The sequence below is a fragment of the Dyella sp. Tek66A03 genome (assembly GCF_052567735.1).
Genome location: NZ_CP199584.1, coordinates 3,331,336 through 3,346,533 on the forward strand (window position 1 = coordinate 3,331,336; position 15,198 = coordinate 3,346,533).

Annotated in this window: 11 protein-coding genes; 10 read left to right on the forward strand and 1 reads right to left on the reverse strand. The window is 63.0% G+C overall.

Translation table 11 applies throughout. The features are described 5' to 3' along the window. Positions 1-143: 143 nt before the first annotated feature. From metG to ACT01B_RS14845, 9 genes are all read left to right on the forward strand, one after another. Positions 144-2,249 carry a methionine--tRNA ligase gene (gene metG, locus ACT01B_RS14805; RefSeq protein ID WP_445144000.1) on the forward strand — a complete coding sequence of 702 codons (2,106 nt, stop codon included), beginning with the start codon at positions 144-146 and terminating at the stop codon, positions 2,247-2,249. A gap of 13 nt (positions 2,250-2,262) precedes the next feature. Then, the gene (locus tag ACT01B_RS14810; RefSeq protein ID WP_445144001.1) at positions 2,263-2,871 is read left to right on the forward strand and encodes an RnfABCDGE type electron transport complex subunit B; all 609 of its coding nucleotides are present in this window, start codon (positions 2,263-2,265) and stop codon (positions 2,869-2,871) included. Further along, positions 2,868-3,506: an endonuclease III gene (gene nth, locus ACT01B_RS14815; RefSeq protein WP_445144002.1), complete on the forward strand. Its 639-nt coding sequence runs from the start codon at positions 2,868-2,870 to the stop codon at positions 3,504-3,506. Before ACT01B_RS14810 ends, nth begins: the two co-directional genes overlap by 4 nt. A 151-nt stretch (positions 3,507-3,657) precedes the next feature. Continuing rightward, complete coding sequence (locus ACT01B_RS14820; RefSeq protein WP_445144003.1) at positions 3,658-3,966, forward strand: hypothetical protein; 309 nt, start codon at positions 3,658-3,660, stop codon at positions 3,964-3,966. Between the two features lie 266 nt (positions 3,967-4,232). Next, positions 4,233-4,898, forward strand: coding sequence for a response regulator (locus ACT01B_RS14825; protein ID WP_445144004.1), 666 nt, complete (start codon positions 4,233-4,235; stop codon positions 4,896-4,898). Continuing rightward, positions 4,895-6,295, forward strand: coding sequence for an ATP-binding protein (locus tag ACT01B_RS14830; protein WP_445144005.1), 1,401 nt, complete (start codon positions 4,895-4,897; stop codon positions 6,293-6,295). Before ACT01B_RS14825 ends, ACT01B_RS14830 begins: the two co-directional genes overlap by 4 nt. Positions 6,296-6,510: 215 nt before the next feature. Further along, entirely contained in the window at positions 6,511-9,750 is a 3,240-nt protein-coding gene (locus ACT01B_RS14835; protein WP_445144006.1) for an efflux RND transporter permease subunit, read from the forward strand. Further along, on the forward strand, positions 9,740-10,927 hold the full coding sequence (locus ACT01B_RS14840) for an efflux RND transporter periplasmic adaptor subunit (RefSeq protein ID WP_445144007.1): 1,188 nt from the start codon (positions 9,740-9,742) through the stop codon (positions 10,925-10,927). The genes ACT01B_RS14835 and ACT01B_RS14840 overlap by 11 nt, the downstream gene beginning before the upstream one ends. Before the next feature lie 4 nt (positions 10,928-10,931). After that, on the forward strand, positions 10,932-12,428 hold the full coding sequence (locus ACT01B_RS14845) for an efflux transporter outer membrane subunit (protein ID WP_445144008.1): 1,497 nt from the start codon (positions 10,932-10,934) through the stop codon (positions 12,426-12,428). 268 nt (positions 12,429-12,696) lie between these two features. On the opposite strand, the gene ACT01B_RS14850 is transcribed toward ACT01B_RS14845, so the two are convergent. Continuing rightward, on the reverse strand, positions 12,697-14,298 hold the full coding sequence (locus tag ACT01B_RS14850) for a hypothetical protein (RefSeq protein ID WP_445144009.1): 1,602 nt from the start codon (positions 14,296-14,298) through the stop codon (positions 12,697-12,699). A 189-nt stretch (positions 14,299-14,487) separates the two neighbouring features. On the opposite strand from ACT01B_RS14850, the gene rnt reads away from it, so the two are divergent. Continuing rightward, a complete protein-coding gene (gene rnt, locus ACT01B_RS14855) occupies positions 14,488-15,147 on the forward strand; it encodes a ribonuclease T (protein WP_445144010.1) in 660 nt (219 codons plus the stop codon). Positions 15,148-15,198 lie beyond the last annotated feature (51 nt).

Below are 15,198 nucleotides of genomic sequence, written 5' to 3' on the forward strand. Positions count from 1 at the left end.
TGTCCCGCAAAGGCGCTGGGTCCACAGTTGAGAGCCACCCGGTCGACGAACAAAACAACGCCGAAGCCATCACCGTGCGCACCTGAGCGTGTCTCCACAATCCACATGCCATAATGGACGGCCCATCGCAGCCGTCGCCGCCCATGAGCCGTCGTCTACTCGTTACCAATGCCCTGCCCTATGCCAATGGCCCCCTGCACATGGGTCATCTGCTGGGCTACATCCAGGCTGATATCTGGGTGCGCGCGCAGCGGATGCAGGGCAACGAGGCCATCTATGTATGTGCCGACGACGCGCATGGCACACCGATCATGCTGGCCGCCGAGAAGGCCGGCCTGTCGCCGGAAACCTATATCGAAGGTATCCGCGTCGGCCACGAGGCTGACTTTGCGGCGTTCGGCGTGGCATTCGACCACTACCACTCGACCCATTCGGACGAGAACCGCGAGCTTGCCTCGCTGATCTACACGCGCCTGCGCGATGGCGGCTTTATCGCCCGCCGCGATATCCAGCAGCTGTTCGATCCGGAAAAGGAAATGTTCCTGCCGGATCGCTACATCAAGGGCACCTGCCCGAACTGCGGCACGCTAGATCAGTACGGCGACAACTGCGAAAACTGCGGCGCCACCTACGCGCCGACCGACCTGATCAACCCATACTCGGTCATGTCGGGTGCCACGCCGGTGCTGCGCGCCTCGGAACACTACTTCTTCGAGCTGGGCAAATTCGAGCCGCTGCTGCGAGACTGGTTCGGCGGCAAGCTCACCGGCGGCCAGCCCGTCGCCAACAGCGGTGTCGTGGCCAAGCTGCGCGAATGGCTGGATGGCGGCCTGAAGGACTGGGACATCTCCCGTGATGCGCCTTACTTCGGCTTTCCGATTCCCGACGCACCGGGCAAGTTCTTCTACGTCTGGCTGGATGCGCCGGTGGGTTATCTAGCCAGCTTCAAGGCGTTGTGCGATCGCACCGACCTGAAATTCGAGGACTTTCTGGCGCCCGGCAGCCATGCCGAAATGCACCACTTCATCGGCAAGGACATCATCAACTTCCACGGACTGTTCTGGCCGGCGATGCTGCATGGCGCGAACTTCCGCACGCCGACCGCACTGCACGTCAACGGTTACTTGACCGTCAACGGCGCGAAGATGTCCAAGTCGCGCGGCACCTTCATCAAGGCGCGCACCTATCTGGATGCCCAGTTGCATCCCGAGTTCCTGCGCTATTACTTCGCCAGCATGCTGAGCGATACGCCGGTTGACGTGGACCTGGACCTGAAGACCTTCGAGGAGCGCGTCAATTCGCACCTGGTGGGCAAGTGGGTCAACATCGCCAGCCGCACGGCGGGCTTTATCCACAAGTACTTCGACGGCCGCCTCGCGCCCGCCTTCAGCCATGAAGAGCAGGAGCTGTGGGGCGAGTTGCTGTCCTTGTATGGCGATGTGCCTTCGCTGTACGGCAGCGGCGAGTTCGCCGAAGTGACGCGCCGGTTCGTGACCATGGCCGACATGGTCAACGGCTATATCGCCGCCAAGGCGCCGTGGGCCATTGCCAAGGACGACTCGCGCCGCGATGAACTGCAGCAGGTGTGCTCGTTTGCATTGGCTGCGTTCCGCCTGCTGTCGGGCCTGTTGAAGCCGGTACTGCCGGCCACCGTGGAGGCGGCGGAGCGTTTCCTCGCTGCGCCGATCACTGGCTTCGACGACGCGCGCGCCGAGCTGCACAACCATTCCGTCAACGCGTTCGAGCCGCTGCTTGGCCGCATCGACCCCAAGCATGTCGAGGCCATGGTGGAAGCGTCCAAGGAATCCCTTGGCGTGACCGAAACAAGGCCTGTACCCGCCAAGAAATTCAAGGAATCGAGCAAGACCATGAGCGAAGCCAGCACCACACCCACATCGCCCTCTGTCGACGGCGCCGCCATCATCGGCATCGACGACTTCGCCAAGCTCGACCTGCGCATCGGCAAGGTCACCGTGTGCGAATTCGTCGATGGCTCGGACAAGCTGCTGCGCTTCGAACTGGATGCGGGCCCGCTCGGCACGCGCCAGATCTTCTCCGGCATCCGCGCCGCCTATGCCCAGCCGGAAGCGCTGGTGGGACGCAATGTGGTGTTCATCGCCAACCTCGCCCCGCGCAAGATGCGCTTCGGCCTGTCCGAAGGCATGATCCTGTCGGCCGGCGAAGGCGGCGGCGACCTGTTCCTGCTCGACGCCGACCAGGGCGCCAAGCCGGGTGCCACCGTCCGCTGATCCCGCAACTAACATGTCGCTAGCCGATCGCATCGACGCCCTGCTGCCGCAGACCCAATGCGAGCAATGCGGCTATCACGGTTGTCGCCCCTACGCGGAAGCGATCGCGCTCGGCGCAGCAAAGATCAACCAATGCCCACCCGGCGGTGCCGCCGGCATCGCCCGGCTTGCTGCGTTGCTCGATGTGCCGGTATTGCCGCTCGACTCCGAGCATGGCGTGGAGAAACCACGTACCCTGGCCCGCATTGTCGAAGCCGATTGCATCGGCTGCACCAAATGCATCCAGGCGTGCCCGGTCGATGCCATCGTCGGTTCGGCCAAGCTGATGCACACGGTCATCGCCGATGACTGCACGGGCTGTGAGCTCTGTGTACCGGCCTGTCCCGTCGATTGCATCGTGCTCGAGCCCATGCCGTCGGCACGGGTGAGCGACCCGGTCCATGCGGATGCCGCGCGCGCGCACTTTCAGCAACGTGAGGCACGCCTGGCGCGCGATCAGGCGCTGCGAGACGCTGAGCTGGCCGCGCGCAAGGCAGCCGTGGACGCCGCCGCGGCCCAGGGCAACCCCGTGCTTGCGGCCCTGGCCCGAGCCCGGGCAAAACAGCAAGGAAAGACTTCGTGAAGCGTGCTGATGTTATCGAGCTGTTTACCCGCCTTCGCGAAATCGATCCACACCCTACGACCGAGCTCGTCTACAGCACACCGTTCGAGCTGCTGATCGCCGTGGTGTTGTCCGCCCAGGCCACCGATGTTGGTGTGAACAAGGCGACAAAAAAGCTTTATGCCGTCGCTAACACGCCACAGGCAATGCTCGATCTCGGTGAGGATGAGCTCAAGCGCTATATCAGCACGATCGGCCTGTTCAACAGCAAGGCCAAGCATGTGATCGCGCTATGTCGCATGCTCGTCGACCGGCACGACGGCGAAGTGCCCGATACACGCGAAGCGCTGGAAGCGCTGCCTGGCGTCGGACGCAAGACCGCCAACGTCGTGCTCAACACGGCCTTCGGCCACCCGACCATCGCCGTCGACACGCATATCTTTCGCGTCGCCAATCGCACCGGGCTTGCGCCAGGCAAGGATGTACGCGTCGTGGAAGACAAATTGGAGAAGGTGATTCCCGCTGAATTCAAGCAGGACGCACATCACTGGTTGATCCTGCACGGTCGTTACGTATGCAAGGCGCGCAAACCCGATTGTCCTCAATGTGTCATCCGCGATTTGTGCCGTTACAAGGACAAGACACTTTCTGCTTGAAAATGCATGACGAATGGCACAGAACACACTTTACGCAGCACCAAACCTCACGAATTCCTCAACCTTTCATGCATCTCCCTCAAGCATGGCGTGGCGTAGAAGCCTAAGGTAAAGCCTCCCCCGGAAGCTCCCCGTTAGAGAGGTGACCACCATGAAGCGCTTGATCATTCCCACCATCATTGCATTCGGTGTTGCCTGCATCGGTCAGGCGCAGGCCGCGGTCGACACTTACACGGTCGACATGCCTGGCGGTTACGCCATCGTCGGATTCGTAGGAACCACCCCTGCAGATTTCGCGCTGGCCCAACAGCAAGCCAACAGCTGGGAGGCGCAACGCCATCTCACGCTGAAACCACAGTCGATGAAGGCCGTGGCCATCGATGAGTCACAAGGCGTCGCCTTGAACCAGGTCGATCTTCGCAATGCGATCGTCGCTGCCGCACAATCGAAGCCACACTGAGGACTAGCCGCAGCAGCATATCGTTTCCAGCGGCGCCCCCTTAGGCGCCATGACAGGGCGAAAGGTGGCGGGTTGCAGCCCGCCGCCTTTCTTTTTGGGTCAAGCACCTGTCGCAGCTAAGATTGACGGGGCGCGTCTCACGCGCCAACGTGACGGCACCCTGCTGCTGCGCTGCCGGGAAAAGATCCACAAAAGGATGGTTGCGGATGATGGCACCGGGCGGTGGCACAGCCGCGCCCTTCCGAGGCCGACACGGGCGTTATGGCATGCATATTCTGCTGGTCGAAGACGATGCCGAGCTGGGCGCGGCCATCAAACATGCACTGGAACACCAGTCCTACGCGGTGACCTGGCTGCGTGACGGGCGCGAGGCCACCGAGGCCTTGCGCGGCGACCCGGTCGACCTGGTCCTGCTGGACCTGGGCCTGCCCGGCAAGGACGGCCTGGAGGTACTGGCGGAAGCGCGCCGTTCCGGCGTGAAGACACCGGTGCTGGTGATGACGGCGCGCGACGCGCTGGAAATGCGCATACGCGGATTGGACCTGGGCGCCGACGATTATCTGGTGAAACCGTTTCATCTTGGTGAGCTGGCTGCGCGCATCCGCTCCCTCACGCGTCGCACCCAGGGGCTGGCCGACAACCTGGTCGAAGTGGGCGGCTTGCGCCTCAATCTGGCCACCGCCGAAGTCGAATTCCGTGGCGAACGGGTGAGCCTGACCCGCCGTGAGTTCGGCGTACTGCGCGTGCTGATGGAGCGCGCCGGACGTATCGTGCGCCGGGAGACGCTCGAGAACTCGGTCTATGGGCTGGACACCGTGGTCGAGCGCAATGCCATCGAAGTCCAGGTGCACTGGCTGCGACGCAAACTGAGCACGGAGGTCATCCATACCGTGCGCGGCATCGGCTACATGATTCCTCGCGAACCCAAATGACGCCGCACACCGCCAGCCTGCGCACGCGCCTGACCCTGCTGATCATCGCCGTGATGGTGGTGGTGCTGATCCCGCTCGGCTGGATCAGCTATCGACGCGAACTGCGCGAGATGAACGAGCTGCTGGATGGCCGCCTGGCCCAGGCCGGGCGCACGTTGGGCACGCTTATCGCCCATGGCCAGCTCCCGCTGCACGACGCCGACCTGCCGGGTATTCCGCAAAACAGCGATGCCCACCGTCACGGCGTCGTCGTTTCAGTGCATCCGCGCAACTATGAACCCGAAGTCGGTTTTCAGGCTTATGACCCGCAGGGCGAGCTGATTGCCGCCACCTCGAACCTGGCCGACCTGCCGCCGCCCACCAGCGATGAACGCGGCTTCCGCGACATACAGCACGGCGGTGGGCTGTGGCGTATGTTTACCTTGCAGAACCGCGCCAATCTGGTCATCCGTATCGGCGAGCGCTCCGACAACCGTCTCGATATCGCGCGCGGCCTGGTGATTGAACACACCCTGCCTCTTCTTATAGGCCTCCCGCTGCTCGCTTTGCTGGTGAGCTTTGCAGTCAAGCGCGGACTTCGTCCGGTCGCCCTGCTGACCCAGTTGCTGGACCGACGTACCCCGGGCAGCCGCAAGCCCATGCCGCTCAACTACGCGCCGCAGGAGATCAAGCCCTTGATCGCCGCGCTGAATCAGCAGCTGGAGCGATTGGAAGATGCCTTGGAACGCGAACACCGCTTTGCCACCGACGTCGCCCACGAACTGCGCACGCCGCTGGCCGCCACCATGATCCACCTGGAAAGCGCGATGATCGCCGACGATCAGGCCGAGATCGAGTTCACCGTACGTCATGCACAGCAAAGCATGGCGCGCCTGGGACGCCGTATCGAGCAGATCCTGGCGATGGCGCGACTCGAAGCAGGCGCCGCGTCCCAGCAACGCATCCGCCTGGATCTTTCGCGCATCGCCATCGAAGTGATCGAGGAACTCGCTCCGCTGATTGCCGAGAAAGACATTGCACTGAGTCTCAACCACGAGGATGCGCCGCTGATGGTGCTGGGGCATGAAGTGGCCTTGACCGCCATGTTCCGCAACCTGATCGAGAATGCGCTGCGCTACACCGAGGACGAAGGCCAGGTCGAGGTGGCGATCCGCCGCGAGGGGCCACAGGCGGTGATCGATATCTGCGACAACGGTCCTGGCATACCGGAGGGACGGCGACAGGCGGTGTTCCAGCGTTTCCATCGCGAAGTGGAAAGCGCCACGCGCGGTTTTGGCCTGGGCTTGAGCATCGTGCAGCGGGCGATCGAGCTGCACGATGCCTCGATCGAGTTGATGGAATCGCCGCTGGGGCGCGGGTTGCTGGTGCGTATTCGGATGGAAGCGGAGCCTAGTTGAGGCCACGGCGCGTGGCCCCGTCAACGCTCCCTCATCGTCACTCCAGCTCTCGCCCCCTTTTCGGGGTTCGCTGGAATGACGGTGGAAGGGTTGCCTCGCGCTAGCTTCGCCTTAGTCACCAGCCAACCCTCCTTCCCCCCAAAAGGTTTCCACAAGATTGCCTTGCGATCATGGCCACACTGGGCCCCGGGCCCTGCATCGAGCCACGACACCCCATGCTTGGTCTTGTTCGAATCGCTCTTGCGCGACCGCTCACCTTCATCGTCCTGGCGGTGCTGATTCTCATCGCCGGCCCGCTGGCCGCATTCCGCACACCGACCGATATCTTCCCGAACATCGGCATTCCGGTGATCAGTGTGGTGTGGTCGTACAACGGCCTGCCGCCCGATCAGATGTCCGGCCGCGTCGTTTACTACTACGAGCGCCAGCTGAGCACCTCGGTCAACAATATCGAGCACATCGAATCGCAGTCGTTGCCCGGCATGGGCATCGTGAAGATCTTCTTCCAGCCTGGCGTGGACATCCGCACCGCCACCGCCCAGGTCACCTCGATCTCGCAGACCGTGCTGAAGCAGATGCCACCGGGCATCACGCCGCCGCTGATCCTCAACTACAACGCGTCCACCGTGCCGATCCTGCAGATGGCGTTGTCGAGCAAGCAGCTGTCCGAGTCGAAGATTCTCGACCTCGGCCTGAACCTGATGCGCCCGACCTTGACCTCGGTGCCCGGCGTGGCGGTTCCCACGCCGTATGGCGGCGCGCAGCGCCAGGTCACGCTGGACCTGGACCCCCAATCGCTGGCGGCGAAAAGCTTGTCCGCGCAGGACGTAAGCAACGCGCTTGCCGCGCAAAACCAGATCATTCCGGTGGGCACGGCCAAGATCGGCACCTATGAGTACCACGTCCAGCTAAACAACAGCCCCGAGGCGATCAACGAGCTCAACCAGCTGCCGGTGAAGACGGTACACGGCGCCACCATCACGATCGGTGAGGTGGCCCATGTGCGCGACGGCGCCGCGCCGCAGACCAACGTGGTACGCGTGGACGGCCACCGTGCGGTGCTGATGCCGGCGCTGAAGGTCGGCGATGCTTCCACGCTTGCCGTGGTGGCCGGCATCAAGCAGCTGCTGCCCCTGCTCAAGGAATCCTTGCCGAATACGCTGAAAATCTCGTTGCTCAGCGACCAGTCGATCTTCGTCAAGGCGGCCATCACCTCGGTGGCGCGCGAGGGCATTATTGCCGCCCTGCTTACGTCGGTGATGATCCTGGTGTTCCTGGGCAGCTGGCGCTCGACGGTGATCATTGCGGTATCGATCCCGCTATCGATCCTCTCGGCGCTTGCCCTGCTTTCGGCCACCGGTCAAACGCTGAACGTGATGACCTTGGGCGGCCTCGCCTTGGCCGTCGGCATCCTGGTCGACGATGCCACGGTGACCATCGAGAACATCAACTGGCATCTCGAACAGGGCAAGGACGTGCATACCGCCATCATGGATGGCGCCAAGCAGATCGTGACGCCCGCCTTCGTCTCGCTGTTGTGCATCTGCATCGTATTCGTGCCGATGTTCATGCTCGACGGCATCGCCGGCTACCTGTTCCGGCCGATGGCGCTGGCGGTGATCTTCGCCATGGTGTCGTCCTTCATCCTGTCGCGCACCCTGGTGCCGACCCTGGCAATGTATTTGCTGAAACCGCATCACATCGAGACGGGTGCTGGCGATCATCCCGAAGACGCCTACATCAACCACCATGAAGGCGACCAACACCCGCTGCGTCGACGCAACGCGCTGGTCGCCGCCATGGTGTCGTTCCAGCAGCGCTTCGAACATCGCTTCGCGCAAGTCCGCGACGTCTACCACGCCACGCTGACCATCGCCCTCGCCCATCGCCGTCGCTTCATCCTGGGCTTCCTTGGCTTCGTCGTGGCATCGTTCGCACTGGTGCCCTTGCTCGGGCGCGACTTCTTTCCCGAGGTCGACGCCGGCTCCATTGCCCTGCATGTGCGTGCGCCCATGGGTACACGCGTGGAGGAGACCGCTGCCGAGTTCGATCACATCGAGGCGGCCATCCGTCAAGTCATTCCGCGAGATCAACTGGACACGGTGATCGACAATATCGGTCTGCCGCTCAGCGGCGTGAACATGGTCTACAACAGCAGCGGCACCATCGGCCCGCAGGATGGCGACATCCAGGTGGTGCTGAAGGAAGGTCACGCACCTACGGCCGCCTTCGTGAAGCAACTGCGCGCACGCCTGCCGCGCGAATTCCCGGGCACGCAGTTCGCGTTCCTGCCCGCCGATATGAGCTCGCAGATCCTCAACTTCGGCGCGCCCGCCCCGCTGGACGTCTCCATCGCCGGACGCGACCTCGCCGCGAACCAGGCCTATGCGATGGAGATCATGAAGCAGCTGCGCGACGTGCCCGGTATTGCCGACGTGCGCCTGCAGCAGAGCACCAGCTATCCGCAGCTCAATGTGCAGGTCAACCGCACGCGTGCCAATGAGCTGGGCATTACGGAGCGCGACGTCACCAACAGCATGGTCGCCTCGCTGGCCGGCAGCTCGCAGGTGGCGCCTGCGTTCTGGCTGAATCCCAAAAGCGGTGTGTCGTATCCGATTGTCGCCGCCACGCCGCAATACAAGATGGACAGCATGGCCGACATCGCCAGCTTGCCGGTGACTCCGAACGGTAAGGGCGCCAGCCAGATACTCGGCGGCATTGCCACGTTTACGCGCGTGCCCAGTGCGGCGGTGGTATCGCATTACAACATCATGCCGTCCTACGACATCTACGCCTCGGTGCAGGATCGTGACCTCGGCGCGGTCGCCAGCGATGTGCAAAAGGTGCTCGCGCAATTCGCACCGAGCCGCCCCAAGGGCACGGTGGTGAGCCTGCATGGGCAGGTCGGCACCATGAACGAAGCCTTCAGCGGCCTGATCTTTGGCCTGGTCGGCGCGATCGTGCTGATCTATCTGCTGATCGTGGTGAACTTCCAGTCTTGGCTCGATCCGTTCGTGATCATCACCGCCCTGCCTGCCGCGCTGGCCGGCATCGTGTGGATGCTGTTCCTCACCCACACCACTTTGTCGGTGCCTGCACTTACCGGCGCGATCATGTGCATGGGCGTGGCCACCGCCAACTCGATCCTGGTGGTCAGCTTCTGCCGCGAACGCCTCGCCGAACACGGCGATGCGATGAAGGCAGCGCTCGAAGCGGGCTTCACGCGTTTCCGTCCGGTCTGCATGACCGCGCTGGCGATGATCATCGGCATGCTGCCGATGGCCTTGAGCCAGGAACAAAACTCACCCCTGGGCCGGGCCGTGATCGGCGGCCTGCTGTTTGCCACGTTCGCCACCCTGCTGTTCGTGCCGGTGATCTTCAGCCTAGTGCACGGTCGTGAGCAGGCGCAGGCGACCCCTGATACCTTGCTTGGAGATGCTGTCCATGTCGCATGACGCCCACGTTGCCACGCCGCAGCGACCACCGAAGCTGGGCCGCGCCCTGCGCATCGGTCTGGGCCTGGCCATTGTCGCCACCATTGCCGGCATCTCGGTACGCGCCTATGACTACCATCGCGTCGTGCAGTGGACTGACGCCCAGGTCGTGCCGAGCGTGCAGGTCATCGAGCCCGGTGTCGGCACCGGCAAGCAGGCAACCACCCTGCCCGGTCATCTGGACGCGTGGATCAGCGCACCCATCCATGCGCGCGTGAGTGGCTACCTGAAGAGCTGGAGCCGCGACATTGGCAGCCAGGTGACCGCCGGCGAATCGCTGGCGGAAGTCGACACCCCCGAACTCGACCAGCAGTCCGAGCAGGCCAAGGCGGGCTTGGCGCGCGCCAAGGCCAACGCACGTCTCGCCGCCTTGACTGACAAGCGCTGGAAGAACCTGCTTACTTCCAACTCGGTGTCCAAACAGGAAGCCGATGAAAAGGCCGGCGAAGCCGAAGCGGCACAAGCGAACGTACTCGCCGCGCAGGCGGATGTGGACCGCATCGCCGCACTGGAAGCGTTCAAGCACATCACCGCGCCCTTTGCCGGCACGGTGACGGCGCGCAATACGGACATCGGCGACCTGATCAGCACCAATAACGACAACAGCGCACCCTTGTTTACCGTCTCCGACACCAGCCGCATGCGCCTGTATGTGGAAATACCGCAGGGTTATGCCGATTCGATCAAACCTGGCATGAACGTGCAGTTGGACGTACCCGATCACCCGGGCGTGCAGTTCACGGGCCATTTGATCGGCAATTCCGGCGCGGTCAACCAGACCTCCGGCAGCCTGCTCGCGCAGTTCGAAGTGGACAACACCAAGGGCGGCCTGCTGCCTGGTGCGTATGCCGAAGTACATCTGCCGCTAAGCGAGGATAGCCACACCATGACGGTGCCGGCCACCGTGCTGATCTTCCGCGCGCAAGGCCCGCAAGTCGCCGTGCTTGGCGCGGATGGCAAGGCACAGCTGCGTGATGTGCATATCGCGTTGGACCTCGGCGATCGCCTGCAGATCGACCAGGGCCTGCGTCCAGGCGACCGCATCATCAACCATCCGCCTGACTCCCTGATGCAGGGCGACCGCGTGCAAGTGGCCGGTGCCACAGACGCGGCTGACGGCAACGTGAAGTCGGAGTAGCCCCATGCCTCTCGCACCCTCCAACCTGTCTTGCTCGCTACGACGCCTACTACCGCTCGCGCTGACCAGCGTATTGCCTGCGTGCTCATTAGCGCCGACCTATCAGAAACCGGATGTTGGTCCGTTGCCGGCTGCGTATGCCGGCCAGACCCAGGACGGACTCTGGTCGCCAGCTGACCCGGCCGACAGCGCCTCGCGCGGACCGTGGTGGTCGGTCTACGGCAACGCCGAACTGGACCGATTGGAAAAGCAGCTCGACGCATCCAATCCCAGCCTGTCCGTAGCACTGGCGCGCTATGACGCCTCACGCGCCGTGGTCGGCGAAGTCCGCTCGGATCTCTACCCGCACCTGGGGGTAGAGGCCAGCACGCTGCGCAACCGCCAATCCGACAATCGTCCCTTGCGTGGCAGCGACCAGCCCAATGAGTACAGCGCGAATACGCTGGGCCTTGGTGCGTCCTATGAGCTGGATCTGTGGGGTCGCGTGCGTAATGAGGTGGCCGCCGGCAAGGCCGATGAAGCCGCCGCCGCGGGCGATCTGGCCTCGGCCAAGCTGAGCCTCGAGGCGCAGCTGGCCGATCAGTATGTGCGCCTGCGCGGTTACGACGTGCAGGCACGCATTCTCAAGGACACGCTGGACGCCTATCGCCAGGGTCTCGACCTCACCCAGCGCCGCTTCGAAGGTGGCGTTGCCTCCGGCCTCGACGTCAGCCGCGCCAAGACCCAGCTGTCCGATGCGATGGCGCAGGTATCCGAAGTCGATGCGCAACGTGCGCTCACCGAACACGCCATCGCCAGCCTGACCGGGGAACCAGCGTCGAGCTTCTCGCTCGCGCCATCGGATACACCGATGCAGGTGCCGGCCATACCCCTGGGCGTGCCTTCGGTCTTGTTGCAGCGACGCCCTGATATCGCTTCGTCGGAGCGACGTGTCTTTGCTGCCAACGCGGAAATCGGCGTAGCACGCGCAGCATTTTTTCCGCGCCTGAGTCTCTCCGCCGTATTGGGCTGGCAGAACACCGGCATGGGCAGCCTGCTCAGCGCAGGCAACCGCTATTGGGCACTTGGCCCCGATCTGGCCATGAGCCTGTTCGATGGTGGCCTGCGCCACGCCAAGGTCCAGGCGGCCCAGGCGAATCTCGATGCAGCAGCAGGTCAGTATCGGGAAACCGTGCTGGGTGCGTTCCAACAAGTGGAAGACAACCTCACTCTGTTGCAACAACTCGGCAAGGAAGCGAGTCAGGAAGACGACGCCGCCAGCGCCGCGCGCGATTCGCAGACCATCGCCACCAACCGCTATCGCGAAGGCGCGGTGAACTATCTCGACGTCGTCAGTGCACAAACCGCCACGCTGCAGGCCGAACGTAATGCCGAGCAGGTACGCACCCGTCGGTTGCAGGCCAGCGTGGATCTGATTCGCGCGCTTGGTGGCGGCTGGGACAGCAGCGAGCTGCCCAGCAGCGATACCGCCATGAACCGAGCTGCCCCGCGGGCTCGCTAACGAACTGCCCTGAGCCGAGAGCCCGTTCGCGGGGTATGAAAGCCCGTAGCGCTTTCGAACAACCTGCTAAGTGGTGGGAGCGACTGCAGTCGCGATCGCTTGTATCGAGGCTGGCCGTTGTCGCGACTGAAGTGGCTCCCACCAGAAAATCAGGCGGCGCGCAGTCTCTTCGACGCGAGCTCACCACCCGCCAAAAACAGAAACGGCGGGCATCATGCCCGCCGTTTCTCCATCCTTGGGTCGAACTCCCTTGCGATAACCGTACCGCTTAGAACGGGTAGTAGCGGAAGCTGGTGAAGAACATGTTTTCCTTGGCCGTCGGCGACGCTGCGCCGTTGACCAGCACGCCGTTGACGAAGCCCTGACCATCGAAGGCTTCGCGCTGGGTGTGCGAGTACTGTGCACCGAACTGCATCTTGCCGAACTTGCCCTGGTAGAACTTCCACCAGAAGCCCAGCGTGCCCTGCCAGATGTTCTTGCTGTTGCCTACGCAGGTGCCGCCTTCGATTTCGCAGCCGCTGTTGTTGTAACCCGGGTTGCCCAGGCCGAGCGGGACGCCCTTGTACAGGAAGTCCTTCTTCGACTGCTGTTCGCGGCCGGCGAATGCATAGACGTCGATGTCGGAGTTGGCGTGCCAGGTCAGGCCCGTCAACATCATGTTCTCCTTGATCGGAGCGAGGTTGCCGTTCGGGCTGAAGGTCACGTCCGCCATCTGGGCGCTGCCGTAACGGCCAATGCCCTTGCCGCTCAAGCCCGAGAACTGCCAGTCGAGCTGCTTCTCGATCACCGGCAGGATGACGCCGATACCAACGCCGCCACCGAACGTGTCCTGATTCGAACCGTTGTAGCGGTTGTAGAACGCGCGGCCGAGGCCTACCAGTTCGTAATGACCGAAGCCCGGATCCACGGCCAGCTTCACGACCACATCGGGGATGTGGTTAAGCGACAGCGTGTTGGCCGAATTGAAGCCCGAACCGGCGTTAATGTTGTACACCGACTGCACCGGTGCCTTGGACTGGTTCGGGCTGGTGTAGAACGTGGTCTGCGGGTTCTCGAGCGAGATACCCAGCCACCACATCTTGTTCCAATCCTTGACCAGGCGAATCTGCGGCTGACGCGTCCAGGTGAAGCCCGGGATGTACTGGGCGTCGATCTGTGGCGGGGTCAGCTCGGAGCGCGGCAACATGCCCTTGCTGTTGAGCGTGACCAGCGACCAGTTCTGGCCAGCCAACAGGTGCCAGCCGCCGTTGTCCCAATCCGCGGTCATATAAACGTTACGGATACGCGGATTGTACGAATTGCTCTCGTTCGAGTTCGCGGTCTGCGCAGCGCCCAGGAAGTCGAGTTCGAAATAGCCGGCCAGATGCGTCTGCGGATCCACATCACCCTGGGCCAAGGCCGAGATACGGCTCTGGCGGGCGGAGAAGCGGAGCTCATTGGTATGAGCCGTCGGGACGTTGTTGAACGGAATCGCGCTGTAGTTGGACGCGATATCCGCACCCTGGTTGGCCGAGCGATAGATCGTCGCAGCCTCGAGGAAGCCGCCCAGCGTGATGTTCACGCCCTTGTAGGCAATCCGGTCAGACGACTTCTTGATCTGCTCGGTCGTAGCAACCTGGGTCTTCTGCACCTGCTCCACGGCCTGGCCGGTGGAGACGTTGATATCGGACTGAGCGTCAGTACGCTGCTCCAACTCGACCACCTTGGCCTGAAGTGCCTGCAACTGGGCCTTCAGCGCCTGGATCTCTGCATTCTGGGCAGAGGACTGGCTGGTCTTGGAAGACTGCGCCGGCGCCGGATCGGCACTGGCGTAGAAACTGGTAACGCCCAAACCGGCAGCAATAGCTACCGCGAGCAACTTGGAACGCATGGAATATCTCCGCATGTTGGTAAGAAACACCTCGACCGCCCCCCTCGATCACATGGCCGGTCAGTTAAGGTTCGGTTAGGGAGGATGAGGTCCCCGCTTTACCGTCTTGTGCAGTTTTTGTGACAAAACGAAGACACGTACTCCGCCGAACGGAGACGGCGCGTCAGCGACGGCTGATATGCTTGTCGGATGGAGATACTCAGCAACAGCATGGCCGGCCGTATGGCCGAGCGCTTCCGCGGTTTCCTGCCGGTGGTCGTGGACGTGGAGACCGGCGGCTTTGATTCAGAGCGCGACGCGCTGCTGGAAATCGCCGCCGTCGTCCTGCGCATGACACCCGAGGGTTTTCTGCAGCCCCTGCCGGCGGTGTCGGCGCACGTGCATGCCTTCCCCGGTGCCAATATCGATCCCCGCGCGCTGGAGATCACCGGCATCGACCCGGAAAATCCGCTGCGTGGCGCCCTCGATGAGCGACTGGCGCTGGACCACGTGTTCAAGCCGATCCGCGATGCGATGCGCGACGCCGATTGCCAGCGCGCGATCCTGGTGGGACACAATGCGGCATTCGACCTGGGCTTCCTCAATGCCGCCGTGCGCCGTTGTGCGCACAAACGCAACCCGTTTCATCCGTTCAGCTGCTTTGATACGGCTACGTTAAGCGGACTGGCCTTCGGACAGACCGTATTGAGCAAGGCCGTGCAGGCCGCTGGCATTCCTTTTGATACACGTGAAGCTCATTCGGCCATCTACGATGCCGAGCGCACGGCGGAGCTGTTCTGCACCATCATCAATCGCTGGCGCACGCTCGAGACGATCGAACGCGAGTTTGTTGGCGTCGACGCGCCCTGAAAGCGATGCATCGCTAGATCTTGCGGGATCGGATGCGTGCAACAACCGCCC

Bases quoted from the DNA above. Each gene is read 5' to 3' on its own strand.
- metG (WP_445144000.1), top strand. From the start codon at position 144: ATGAGCCGTCGTCTACTCGTTACCAATGCCCTGCCCTATGCCAATGGC.
- ACT01B_RS14810 (WP_445144001.1), top strand. From the start codon at position 2,263: ATGTCGCTAGCCGATCGCATCGACGCCCTGCTGCCGCAGACCCAATGC.
- ACT01B_RS14820 (WP_445144003.1), top strand. From the start codon at position 3,658: ATGAAGCGCTTGATCATTCCCACCATCATTGCATTCGGTGTTGCCTGC.
- ACT01B_RS14825 (WP_445144004.1), top strand. From the start codon at position 4,233: ATGCATATTCTGCTGGTCGAAGACGATGCCGAGCTGGGCGCGGCCATC.
- ACT01B_RS14830 (WP_445144005.1), top strand. From the start codon at position 4,895: ATGACGCCGCACACCGCCAGCCTGCGCACGCGCCTGACCCTGCTGATC.
- ACT01B_RS14835 (WP_445144006.1), top strand. From the start codon at position 6,511: ATGCTTGGTCTTGTTCGAATCGCTCTTGCGCGACCGCTCACCTTCATC.
- ACT01B_RS14840 (WP_445144007.1), top strand. From the start codon at position 9,740: ATGTCGCATGACGCCCACGTTGCCACGCCGCAGCGACCACCGAAGCTG.
- ACT01B_RS14845 (WP_445144008.1), top strand. From the start codon at position 10,932: ATGCCTCTCGCACCCTCCAACCTGTCTTGCTCGCTACGACGCCTACTA.
- ACT01B_RS14850 (WP_445144009.1), bottom strand. From the start codon at position 14,298: ATGCGTTCCAAGTTGCTCGCGGTAGCTATTGCTGCCGGTTTGGGCGTT.
- rnt (WP_445144010.1), top strand. From the start codon at position 14,488: ATGGAGATACTCAGCAACAGCATGGCCGGCCGTATGGCCGAGCGCTTC.